7 protein-coding genes are annotated in these 12,034 nt (G+C 70.4%); all 7 read right to left on the minus strand.

Annotation, left to right across the window (positions count from 1 at the left end; translation table 11 throughout):
• Positions 1-156 precede the first annotated feature (156 nt).
• The 7 genes from MQE23_RS10935 to MQE23_RS10965 all read right to left on the minus strand — a co-directional run bounded on the left by MQE23_RS10935 (position 157) and on the right by MQE23_RS10965 (position 12,028).
• Positions 157-648 (minus strand): hypothetical protein, encoded by a 492-nt coding sequence (locus MQE23_RS10935; protein WP_020270101.1) that lies wholly within the window; start codon positions 646-648, stop codon positions 157-159.
• Positions 648-6,188, minus strand: a complete 5,541-nt coding sequence (locus MQE23_RS10940) for a trypsin-like peptidase domain-containing protein (RefSeq protein ID WP_243379026.1) — start codon at positions 6,186-6,188, stop codon at positions 648-650. The genes MQE23_RS10935 and MQE23_RS10940 overlap by 1 nt, the downstream gene beginning before the upstream one ends.
• 33 nt (positions 6,189-6,221) lie before the next feature.
• Positions 6,222-6,623, minus strand: a complete 402-nt coding sequence (locus MQE23_RS10945) for a CU044_2847 family protein (RefSeq protein WP_243379027.1) — start codon at positions 6,621-6,623, stop codon at positions 6,222-6,224.
• A 121-nt stretch (positions 6,624-6,744) separates the two neighbouring features.
• A complete protein-coding gene (locus MQE23_RS10950) occupies positions 6,745-8,805 on the minus strand; it encodes a beta-galactosidase (protein WP_243379028.1) in 2,061 nt (686 codons plus the stop codon).
• A 29-nt stretch (positions 8,806-8,834) separates the two neighbouring features.
• Positions 8,835-9,653, minus strand: coding sequence for a carbohydrate ABC transporter permease (locus MQE23_RS10955; protein ID WP_243379030.1), 819 nt, complete (start codon positions 9,651-9,653; stop codon positions 8,835-8,837).
• Positions 9,653-10,591, minus strand: coding sequence for a sugar ABC transporter permease (locus MQE23_RS10960; protein ID WP_243379031.1), 939 nt, complete (start codon positions 10,589-10,591; stop codon positions 9,653-9,655). Before MQE23_RS10960 ends, MQE23_RS10955 begins: the two co-directional genes overlap by 1 nt.
• Positions 10,592-10,678: 87 nt before the next feature.
• Positions 10,679-12,028, minus strand: a complete 1,350-nt coding sequence (locus tag MQE23_RS10965) for an ABC transporter substrate-binding protein (RefSeq protein ID WP_243379033.1) — start codon at positions 12,026-12,028, stop codon at positions 10,679-10,681.
• Positions 12,029-12,034 lie beyond the last annotated feature (6 nt).

Genomic DNA, 12,034 nt, shown 5'->3' on the forward strand with positions numbered 1-12,034 from the left:
CGGGACGGCGCGGCCCACGCCCCTGACACGATGCCCAGCGAAGGGGCGGCCGGAACTCGCCGGGCGGAACGGATGGTTGCAGTCCCGTACTTCGCGCGTCGTTCTGTTGTGCGCCGGTCCCTTGGGCGTCGATCAGGGCGGTGGCGTCACGAACGCCTACCGGGCCCGGGACTCGATCGCCAACCGGGTCCACACCAGCCAGTCCTGAGTGGAGTCGCCGTCGGCGTCGACTTCCACGTACAGGGTCCGCGAGCAACCGCTGAACGGGGAGAGATCCACGCTCAGCGTGTCGAGCCGTCCGGTGTAGCGCTTCGCCACTTCCGCGAGTTGTACGCCGTCGCAGCCGATCCTGATGAGGACGCCGTTGGTCTGCGGAGGGCCCATGGGGCGGAAGAAGCCGTACTCCGCGATGAGCCGGCCCCCGGAAGCGAGCGACGGGAGATGGAATTCTCCGCGGATCCAGCCGTCGTCCGTCCACCGGGGATGCGTCTCCAGGACACGCTCGTGCGCCGAGCCGTCCTCCAGCAGCAGACCAGGCCGCGGATGGATGGCGAACCCTTGCGGGTTGTTGCGCGAGCCGCCGAACACGAGCCGCCCGGCCCCGCTCGACCAGACCGCTCTCGGCGCCTCCTCGATCAGGTCCACCATCAGTCCTCCCGAGTCAGAAGCACGGTGTAACCGCCTGCCGGACCGTCCTGGCACCCCTCGACGACTACGGTGCAGTCGCCGGCCGCGCCGATGTCCACCGGTCCGATGCGTGACCGCCGCCCTTCCAGGGCACGTCCCTCGGCCAGCACGTCCCCGTTCCGCCCGTACAAGGTGATGCGAGGGTCCAGATCGATCCCCTCGGCAGCGATGTCGATCGTCATACGGCCGCATGGCTCAGCGACCTGCCACTCGCGGCTGCGCCCGGCCTGGACCGCGTCGAAGACGCGAACCCCGGCCGCAAGAGATGGCGCTCCGGGGCGATGGAGGAGTGCCGACTCGACAACGGGACGAAGAGCGGCGCGAGTGAGCGGAACGACGGAGGGAACAGGGGTCTCAGGTGGAGGGTTGCCGAGAGGATCACAGCTCGGCTCCATGATCAGAGCCGATCGTTCCGCACATGTGAACCGATGGATCAGCCGGTTCTCGTAGGCCCAGGCGAGGAGCTCCGCATGGCTGTGCAGCCGCCAGACACGGATCTCGCCCTCAGCCGAGGCCGAGATCATGATCATGCCGGAATCGTCGGCCGCGCACTCCAGACCGATCACCGCGCTGGTGGCAGCGGTGAAGTCGCGTACTCCCTGACCTGTGGTCACATCCCAGACGAACACACCCCCGCGCTCGTCACCCGACACGACGAACCGGCTGTCCGGAGAGAACGCGACCGCCCGGACCGCCTCCGTGTGACCGACCAGCACCCTCCGGCTGCCGTCGGCCGGACTGCACAGAAAGACCGCGCCGTCGGCGGTACCGCAGGCGACCAGCGCGCCGTCCGGGCTCAGCGCGATGGCGAGAACCGCCGATTCGTGGCCGAAGCGGTGGCGGACCCCGCCGGTCGCGACGTCCCAGATGATGCTGCTGGCGTCCTGCGAACCGGAGACGACCAGTTGTCCGTCGGGGCTGACGGCGACGGCATGGACCGTGTCGTTGTGCGCCTGGAAACTGCGTACGAACTCGCCCTGCGCGGCGTCCCAGAGGATCACCCGGTGATCGACCGAACCGGAGACCGCCACCTGGCCGTCGGGGGTCAGTGCGACACAGCGGACCGCCTCCGTGTGACCGCTGAGCATGCGCTGCACGCCGGCGCGGAAATCCCAGACGAGCAGCGGCAGTACCTCGGACGCCCCGATCGCCAGGGTGCCGTCCGCGGACAGCGCCAGCCCGTTGCACTCGTGGTCGTGCCATCTCTCGACCAGCTCCCCACCGTCGAGGTCCCACAGCGTCATGCCCCCGTCCTCGGCGCCGACGAGTGCGAACCGCCCATCCGCCCCCACGGCCAGGGCGCGCGTACGGCCGAGCGGGGGCAGCACCCGTAGTACATCGCCCCGCCCGGCGGCCCACACGCCGAGTTCGGCGCAGTCCCTTGCCGTCAGTACGCACTGTCCGTCGGCGCTGAGCGCCGATGCCGAGGTCGGTGCTCCCGGGCCGCCCAGGCGGTGGAGCTCCCATGTGGCCAGATCGAGGACAATCGTCCCTCCGTCGTCGGTCCGCATCAGCGCCCTGCCTCCGTCGTGGCTCAGCCCGACGGCACGCACGGTGAGATCGGTCCCGTCCAGGTGCTGCGCCGGCTCTCCCGAGGCGAGTCCCCAGACAGCGACCCTGCCCGCGCCATCGGCCGAGAGCGCGATCGCCCCGTCCCCGCTGACGGCCACGTCCCGTACCCCGGTGCTGTGGCGGCCCTCCAGCAGACGGTGCCGGTGGCCGGGGCCGGTCCACACATGGACGTGGCCGTCCGCGTCCCCGGCCGCCAGCGTGTCTCCGGTGCCGTCGACGGCAACGCAGGTGACTCCCCTTTTGTGAACCCTGCGCCAGTGCGGTTCGCCGAAGGGCGAACCGACGTAGGCGGCACCCTCGTCCGTCGCCATCAGGCAGATGCGGCCGTCCTCGCTGAGTGCCATCCCCACGACGGTCGCGGGGTGTACCCGCGCGCCGTCATCGGGTCCCCTGGCAGGCTGCCCGGTGTACCGGCGGACGAGCGCTCCCGAAGCGGACAGCGTGAGTACCCCGAGCCCGTCCCGGCTCAGCGCCACGTCCACCACCGGGTCCTGCCGCCCGCGGCTCTCCAGACGCGTCGACGACCGGTCGACGGTGTTCCAGACGAGCAGGTCGCCGTTGGCGCAGCCGACGACGGCGAGGCCCGCGTCTCCGCTGAGCGCGACGGCTCCGGCAGCGGCGCGGTGGCTGCCGAGGTCGAAGACGTTCCCCCCTGAACCGGTCCGCCAGGCGGTTACGCTGTGGTCGTCCCCCGCGCAGAAGACCACGTGGGCGGTTTCGTCGAGGGCCACGCCGTTCACCGCGCGCCCCACCTCGAAGCTCCGCAGGAGGCGCCCGGCCGTGTCCCAGACAGCCACGGTGTGGTCGGCCGCGCCCGACACCACGGTGCGCCCGTCGGGACCGAACGCCACACCCCACACGCCGGCTCGATGCCGAACCGTCGGCACGGGCGGGCCCTCGGGGCGGCCGGTGCCGAGGTTCCAGACGATCACCGCACGGTCGGCGGACCCGGACACGGCGCGACGACCGAGCCGGTCGACCGCCACCGTCCACACCGGTCCTTCGTGCCCGGTGAGCGTGCGGCGCAGTTCGCCGGTCAGGGTGTCCCACAGCCTCACCGTGCCGTCCGAGGAACAGGTCGCGGTCACCGCGCCCTCCGCGCCGCCGACCGCCACTCCGGCCACCACGTCCCGGTGGCCGGTGAGCCGGTGCAGCGTCCGGCCCGAGGGGGCGTCCCAGACGACTGCCGTGCCATCGGCCGAGGCCGAGACGATCCGCCCGCCGTCCGGTGTGACGGCGACTCCGAGTACGGCACCCTGATGACCCTCGTACCGGCCGAGGATCCGCCCTGTTGTCACTTCCCAGCGGATCACCGTGCGGTCGTCCGAGCCCGATACGGCGACCCGCCCGTCGGCCGACAGCGCGACTGCGCGTACGTGCCCGCTGTGTCCCTGAAGGGTGCGCACCGTGCGGTGTGTGACCGGATCCCACACGATCACGGTCTTGTCGGCCGCTGCAGTGACGAGGACACCGGCCCGCTGAGCGACGGCCCAGACGGGGGCGGTGTGTCCGAAGCGCAGTTCGTCACGCAGCCCCGGCCGGTAGGCGACTTCGGCAAGTGCTTGCAGTGCCGTGGGGGACGGATGCTCCAGCCGTCCGGCGGCGAGCGCCAGCGCCAGCGCGCTCTTGGGCTCGTCGTGCCGCAGCGCGCGGGTGGCCCACAGCGTGCTGCGGGACTCGTCGGCGGTGCGCCGGACCCGCCAGGCGTTCTCCTGCTCGCGCTCGATCCGTTCGACGCTGGCCTGTACGTACGCGCGGGCCGGGCCCGCCATGAGGTCCGGTAGCTCCTCACACCACTTCCGCGCCGCCTCGGTGATCGGCTTGGGCAGGAGGAACTCCTCCCTGCGGTCGTGGTTCGCCCAGAGCTGGAACGCGGGCGCGAAGTCCCTTCCGTACCAGGCCGCGAACTTCTTGTGGTTGCTCACCAGGTTGGCGAGCATCGGCCACGCCTCCAGCAGAGCCTCGTGGGCGATCTCCACCGCCGGCTGTCCGCTGACCGGATCGCTGCGCAGGGTCAGCAGCCGAGCCTGGACGAACTTGGCGATGACGGAGCGGGCCGTGACGTCCCACTCGTCGAGCCAGGCGCGCCGTGCCGTGAGGACTCCACCGGCGGCCGCGGTGTCGCCGAAGTCCTTCTCGGTCGCCACGAGCCGCAGGAAGACGGCTGGGGCGACCCGTCTCTCCTCGGCCGTCAGCTTCTTGTACCAGGTTTCCTCCGCGGCCCGGTACACGGCTCCGGCGACGCCTTGCCGGGAGATCCCGCCCCGCGCGTCGTGCCGTACGGGGATGTCGTCTCCGCCCAGCTCGAGGTAGCTGCCGAGTGTGAGCACGCCGGTGTGGGCGTCACGTTTCCAGAGTTGTTCCAGGGTCAGTTGCAGCAGCGGCAGGGCGCCGGGGCGTCCGCGTACGTCGGCGATCAGCCTTTCGACCAGGCCTCCTTGCACTTGTCGGCGCTGGCGGCGGGCAGGCATGACGATGGCCTGGCGGAGTTCCTCATGGCTCATGGGCAGCACGGTGAGCTGTGCCTTGGTGAGGGCGTTCGCCAGTCCCGTGTGACGCAGTGCGCGGCCGTAGAAGTCCGCCCGCAGGGCCATGCCCACGGCAGCGCCGTGTCGGGTCAGCGCGAGGAGGATGTCGACGAAGTGGTCGGCGGTTCCCTGGTCGCACGCGGTGTACAGCCGCTCCAGCTGGTCGACGAGAAGCAGCAGTCTGGTGGGAACGGTCTCTGCCAGGACCTCGGCCGCCGCGTCGGGCGACATGGTCCGCAAACGCCGGGCGGCCTGCTCACGGAGGTCTGGAAAGGCGACCGTGGCGGTGGCACCGTCCGTGGTCCCGGTCGGATCGACCGTGAGCGCCTCGGCCAGCCGCCCGAGGGTTTCCCGCGCGGCGGGCGAGGGTTCCGGAGCCGAGTGTGCGGTGTTCTCGTTGCGGCCCCCGCTGCCGGCATCGTCCTCTGCGCCGGGCTCGTCGTCGAGTTCGTCCTCCGGCACCCAGGCCTCGTGCGCCGGGCGGCCATCGGCGAGTGACTGGACGAGCGCCGAGAGCGGGTCGGCGTCCGGAACCATGTCGCAGCGCAGCCGGTCCGCCAGCACGCCCGAGGAACGGAAGAGCGCGGTGTGCAGTCCCGCCCGTAGGAGGGAGGACTTACCGGAGCCCGAGTTTCCCACCAGGACGGCTATTTCGTGTTCTCTGAGCGAGTCGGTCAGCTGCTCCACGGCGCGGGTACGGCCGTAGTAGAAGTCGGGGTTCTCCAGGACGTCGAGGCCGCGGTACGGACTGCGGTTCCGTAACTCCAGTTCCGGGCACCGCTGGCGGATCGTGGCGGCCGGAATCATGAATGCCGTGCGGCCCTGACGCCCTCCGGGATCGAAGGGGGCCGGAAACTTGGCCTTTTCGCCGATTCCCGCAACGACCTCACGGGCGGCCGTGATACTTACCACCATGCCCACGACAACGCCGAGTTTCTCGTCCACGACCGGTGCGCCACTGTAGCCCTTGGTCACCTGGTCGCTTTCGATCACATGGACGGCGTAGCCGTGTTCCCTCGCCGGTCCCACCACCCGGCACGAACCCGACATGCCGTCGATGGGTTTCGCCGCGGGAAATCCGTAGGTCCACAGCCACCGGTCCGCGGAGAGGTCCGGGCTCCCCAGCAAGAGGGCCGCTTCCGCGGGTGCTTCCTGGACCCTGAGGACGGCGACGTCGTCGTCCTGCTCGCCACCCCACCACTCCTCGGCGACCGTGCCCAGCCAGCTCGCTCCGTCGGAGTGCCGTACGAGTCGCACGTGCTGTCCGGGGCCCGCTCCGGCCTTCACCACCACATGAGCACAGGTGACGACCAGCCCCGCGGATGCGATGAAGCCCGTGCCCATCGTCCCGCCGTCGCCGCCGACCACTCGCACGATGCCCGCCTCATACGGCCCGGCCACCCGCGCCACCCCCTGTCGCCACGCGCTCCGTGCCTACGGCTGGGAGGTGTCGGTACGTTGCTCCCCGTCCTGCCGCGTGTCCGCGTCTCGCCGGGGAGCGTTCCAGACCAGCCTGACTCCGTAGTTCATTTCGCCCGTGACTTTGGTGACGACGAAATTACCGGCCTCTCCGGTGGCTTTCAGGCCGAAACTGATTTCCGCCTCGTCAGGCGGGTCATCGATTGCTCGGATGGCATTGACGAACGTTCGGGCGTGAACTTCGACAACCTTGCCGATCACTCGCTCGAAGGATTCCTGTGCGACTGCCGTTCCGTCCCTCAGCCGACCCCTCAACCCCGCCTTCTGGACACCGTTCCGATCCGCGAGATCATCACTCTCGCTCTCGACGAGCACGGAGATTCCATCGGGATTCTCGAACCGCAGATAACCGGACATCAGCTCCCCCTCCGATCCGTATCACCATGCTACCGACGCCTTTCGACCCATGTCCGGGAATCCGGGCGGTTCATCGGTTCATCCGCAGTCGGGCTCAAGGATCTCCGCGTCGACGATCGGGCTAGTCGGTCTCCTCCAGAAGCACCTTGACATCCCAGGGGCCGAGCGGCACCGCGTCGGCGTACACGGTCTCCGACAGCACGTCCCGCAGGGCCGAGGGCACCGGCACGGACACCTCCTGCCACGACCAGTTGTGCAGGAAGCGCACGCGGCGGCCGTCCCGGGCGGTCGCCGAGGCGGCCGTGACGCTCGGGTGCGCCGGACGCCAGGCGTCATCGGGGGCGTAGCGGTCGAACAGGGCCCGGGCGAAGACCGGGTCGGGCACGGTGCCCACGTAGGTGATGCGGCCGGCACCGTGGCGGCGGGTGGTGACCGCGGGCCAGCGTCCGAAGTGCGGATGCACGTACGCCGCCAGCGTCTCGGCGCCCTGCGGCAGCAGCCCGTCCGCCCAGTGCAGGGCGTGCGCGTCGGCCGGGAGGGGGAGGGAGTCCGTGCCGGTGACGGGCAACGGGTCGCGCAGGTTGCTGAATTCGTCGTACGTCACCCCGGCCGCCTCGGCCAGCCCGCCCGGCTGGAGATCGGTGCGGGCCCTGGCCTCGGTGTCGCCGTAGCCGGTGCGGGGGCCCAGCACGAGGTGGCCGCCGGCCTCGGCGTAGGCGCGGAGCCGGTCCAGGACGGTGTCGTCGGCGGCGTAGTAGGCGGGGACGACCAGGAGCGGCGGCAGGTCGGCGTCCGGGAGCTGCCCGGGGTGCAGCACGCGGGCCTGGAGTCCCGCGTCGAAGGCGCCCCGGTAGAAGGCGTCGAAGATCCTCTCGTACGACCGCCCGTCCGGGCCCCCGTCGGCGTCGGCCAGCGGCGGCTGCCCCTGTAGGGCCCACTTGCTGGGGCCGTCGTACAGGAAGGCGACGTCGGCGTCCGGGGTGAGGGCCGACACGAGGTCGCCGGCCTTCTCCAACTCCGCGCCCAAAGCGGCCAGTTCGCGGTAGACGCGGCCGGGGCGCCCGTTGTGCGGGAGGATGCCGCCCCAGTAGGTCTCGGTGCCGAAGTGCAGGGTGTGCCAGTGCCAGTACTCGATCATCGAGGCGCCTCGGGAGATCAGCGCCCAGGCCGCCTGCCGCCACTGGCCGTCGTAGGCGGGGCGGTTGTCCCACGGCCCGCTGATGGCCTGCGCGTTGGTCTCGGTGACCAGGAACGGCTCCTGGCGGGAGGAGTACATGCGGTCGGCGCTGCGGTACAGCGCCCAGGTGCCGTTGGTCGTCCAGTTCTGCCCGGCGGCGCCGGTGTCGGGCAGGGCGAGGGCGTCCTGCATCGTGTAGTACGGGTTGCCCGCGGTGACGTCGAGGCGCTCGGTGAGCCGGTCGTCCTCGACGCCCTGGCGGTCGTAGGAGATGCAGGTCGTGACGAACTGGCCGGGCCGGGCGTACTCGCGCACGATGTCCGCCTGCCAGGCGATGAACTCGGTGGTGAGCCGGGCCTGGAAGCGCCGCCACGCCAGGTCGTACTGCGGCTGGGCGTTGCCGTCCGGGGTCCACAGGTCGGCCCAGGTGGACAGCCGGTGCGACCAGTAGACCAGGCCCCATTCGCGGTTGAGGGTCTCCACGTCGCCGTATTTCTCGCGCAGTTCGTCGGTGAAGCGCTGGAAGACGCCGTGGTTGTGGAAGAGGTGCAGGCCCGGTTCGTTGTCGACCTGGTAGCCGATGACCGCCGGGTGGCCGGCGTACCGGGCGACGACCTTGCGGATGATCCGCTCGGCGTGGAAGCGGAACGCCGGGTGGGTGAAGTCGACCTCCTGCCGGGCACCCCAGCCGATGCGCTCACCGGTACGGTGCTCCCCCGCGATCTCCGGGTACTGGCGTGCCAGCCAGGGCGGTACCGCGTACGTGGGCGTCCCGAGGACGACCGAGATGCCCCGCTCGTGGGCGCCGTCCAGCACCGGCTGGAGCCAGTCGAGGTCGAAGCGGCCGTTCTCGGGCTCCCAGGTGGACCAGACGGACTCGCCGACCCGGATCACCGAGAAGCGGGCTTCGGCCATCAGGTCGAGGTCGTCCTTGAGGCGCTCGTACGGCTGGTACTCGTGGTAGTAGGCGGCACCGAACAGAACGCGCCGGGGCAGCTCGAACATGCTTCTCCTTCAGATGATGTGACGGCTATTCAGCCCTTGACCGCGCCCGTGGACAGGCCTTCGAGGAGCTGTTTGCGCAGCAGGACGAAGAGGGCGACGGCGGGCAGGACGGCGAGGACGGCTCCGGCGAGCACGAGGTCGTACTGCCGTTGCTCCGACACGAACAGGGTCTGCAGGCCCAGCGGCAGGGTGTACTGGGAGCTGTCGGAGACCAGCACCAGGGGCCACAGGAAGCTGTTGTAGCTCTGGAGGAACTGCCAGACGGCCAGGGCGCCCAGCGCCGGCCGCAGCAGCGGCAGCACGATGGTCCGGAAGATGCCGAACTCGCTCGCCCCGTCGATCCGGGCGGCCTCCAGCACCGAGTCCGGGATGGACTGCACGATGTACTGCTGCATCATGAAGATCCCGAACGCGGGCGCCACCCAGGGCACGATCAGCGCGAACCACGGACTGCCGAGCCCGGTCTTGACGACGATCACGAACAGCGGCACGAGGATCACCGCGAACGGGATCGACAGCGAGCTGAACATCACGTTGAACAGCAGCCGCTTCCCGGCGAAGCGGAACTTGGCGAAGCCGTAGCCGGCCAGCGCGCACACGAAGACGGACACGGTGGTGGCGACGACGGCGACGACCGTGCTCATCAGGAACCAGCGGCCGAAGGGCTGGTCGGTGAGCAGGGTGCGGTAGTTGTCGAGGGTGAGCGGGTCGGGGACGAGCTTCGGCGGGTAGCCGAAGATGTCGCCGCGCGGTTTGAACGAGCCGCTCAGCGCCCACAGCAGCGGGGCGAGGAAGCCCAGGAGCAGCAGGACCAGTGCGCCGTAGAGAGGTGCGCGGGTGCGGGTCATCAGGCGGCCCTCCCGATGCCGAGGAGACGGTTGAAGAGCCGGCTGAGGCCGAAGACGAGGACGAAGAGGACGACGGCCGCGGCGGCGGCGTAACCGAACTGCTGGCGCTGGAAGGCCGCCCGGTAGATGAACATGGTCACGGAGAGGGTGGACTCGGCCGGTCCGCCGCCGGTCAGCAGGTACGGCTCCTCGAAGATCTGGGCCGCGCAGATGAAGGACGTGACGACGACGAACGCCGTCACCGGCTTCAGCGCCGGCAGGGTGACGGTGGCGAAGGTGCGCAGCCGCCCGGCCCCGTCGAGAGCGGCGGCCTCGTACAGCTCCCGGGGCACGTTCTGGAGGCCGGCGAGGAAGAAGACGGTGAGGTAGCCGGTCCAGCGCCACAGCATCACCAGCGCGATGCTCACCTTGGCCATGCTCGGATCGCCGAGCCAGTCGACGCCGCCGGTGCCGAACAGGGCGCGCAGCACCGCGTTCGCCAGCCCGAACTGCCGGTCGAAGATCAGGCCGAAGAGGAGAGCGACGAGGATGGGCGAGACCACGATCGGCACGAAGTAGGCGGTGCGCCACAGGTCCCGCACGCGCAGGCCCCGGGTGTTGAGGGCCTGCGCGATCAGCAGCGCCAGCGGAACGACGACGCACACTGCGACCAGCACGAACACGGCGGTGTTGCCGAGGGCCCGGTGGAAGCTGATGTCGGTGGCGAGCAGCCGGTAGTTGCGCAGGCCCACCCAGTGCGGGGTGCCGAGTCCCACCCACTCGGTGAGGCTCAGCCACAGCGAGGCGCCGACCGGGATCAGCATGAACAGGACGTAGAGGAGATAGAAGGGGGAGATGAAGAGGTAGGGGGCCCAGGACTTGCCGGGGCGGTGTTCTTCCCGGCCCGGGGCGTTGTGCTTGCGTGCGGTGCCGGACGGCCCGGCAACGGTGGTGGTCATGGTGGGTACTCCTGATCCGCCGAGTTCGGCAGCGCCCTCAAGGGCGCGGGGAACTGCGCGACAAGCCACAGCGGCGCCGCGGCCGCATTACCGCCCGGCCTGGTCATGGAAGTCCGCCGCGGTCTGCCGCAGCGCCTCCCGCGGCGACAGAGCCCCGCGGTACGCGCGCAGCAGGTTGCCGGCGAGGACGTCGTAGAGGATCGACTGGTCGGGGCTCTGGTGGAACGGCGGTACGTCCGGCAGCAGATCTCGGTAGAGGCGGAAGAGCCGCTGCCCGCCGCAGAAGTCGTCCGTGTAACCGCCCAGGCGCGGATCGTCGTAGACGGACCGGCGGGTGGGCAGGTAGCCGGTCTCGGTGAAGCGGCGGACCTGGCCGTCGTGGGTGAGCCAGGTCTTGAAGAGGAACTCCGTGGCAGCGCGGGTGTTGGCCTTGTCCTTGACGACGCCGAAGCCGGTGCCGCCGAGCGCGGCGGTCACCCCGCCGCCCTTGCTGAACCGGGGCAGGTCGCGCACCCGCCACTTGCCCTTCTGCTCGGGCACGTTGGGCACCAGGCCGTAGTTCTTGTACCAGATGGCCATGGGCAGGCCGACGACCCGGCCCTGCTTCAGGGCGGTCTGCATGGCGGCCCCGTAGTAGTCGGCGACGTCGACGACGAAGCCGCTGCGCAGCCCCTCGCACAGGAACCGCAGCACCTCCTCGGCCTCCGGCGAGTCCAGGAGCAGCTTCCCGTCGGCGTCGAAGAACGCGCCGCCGCGCTGGTAGAGCAGCATCTGGAAGGACTGCACGACCTGGCCGGGGTCACTGCCCACCGTGGAGACGACGCACAGCGAGGCGCGGTGGTCCTTGTACACCCGGGCGCCGGCCTCGGCGAACTCCTCCCACGTGGCCGCGTCCGTCGGGAGCTTGTACTTGCTGAAGAGGTCGTCGCGGTAGAAGTAGACGACCATCGGGGTGTCCGAGTCGAAGGCGTAGACGCGGCCGTCCTTGCTGAAGGGCGCGGTGCGGGCCGGCAGCAGATCGTCCTTGAGGCCCGGTACGGCCTCGATGTCGGGGGTGAAGTCGTGCAGCAGCCGTTCGGAGATGTCGCCGCGCAGCATGCGCGGGAAGCTGCCGATCTCGAAGCCCACCAGATCAGGCGTGCCGCGTCCGGCGACGGCCTGGGCGAGCAGCTTGGTGACGATGTCCGAGGGTCCGGAGCGGGTCACCTTCAGGTGGTAGCGGAAGTCGGTGGCGCGGTCGGCCTCCGGGACGCCCATGACGAAGAACTCCTCGTAGCCCGGGTCGTGGGTCCACAGGGAGAGGGTGACGTCGCCGGAGGTGCGGGGCGTGGTACTGGCGTCACCGCAGGCGGAGAGTGCGGCGGCCGTACCGAGGCCGAGGGCACCGCGCAGCAGGGCGCGGCGGGTCGGAGGGCTGGGGGGCATGGGGGTGTACACACGTGA

Source organism: Streptomyces sp. HP-A2021 (genome assembly GCF_022807935.1).
Taxonomy (GTDB): Bacteria; Actinomycetota; Actinomycetes; order Streptomycetales; family Streptomycetaceae; genus Streptomyces; species Streptomyces afghaniensis.

What these genes read in the sequence shown, in the direction of transcription:
- MQE23_RS10935 (WP_020270101.1), bottom strand. Translation starts at nt 648, where the DNA reads ATGGTGGACCTGATCGAGGAGGCGCCGAGAGCGGTCTGGTCGAGCGGG.
- MQE23_RS10945 (WP_243379027.1), bottom strand. Translation starts at nt 6,623, where the DNA reads ATGTCCGGTTATCTGCGGTTCGAGAATCCCGATGGAATCTCCGTGCTC.
- MQE23_RS10950 (WP_243379028.1), bottom strand. Translation starts at nt 8,805, where the DNA reads ATGTTCGAGCTGCCCCGGCGCGTTCTGTTCGGTGCCGCCTACTACCAC.
- MQE23_RS10955 (WP_243379030.1), bottom strand. Translation starts at nt 9,653, where the DNA reads ATGACCCGCACCCGCGCACCTCTCTACGGCGCACTGGTCCTGCTGCTC.
- MQE23_RS10960 (WP_243379031.1), bottom strand. Translation starts at nt 10,591, where the DNA reads ATGACCACCACCGTTGCCGGGCCGTCCGGCACCGCACGCAAGCACAAC.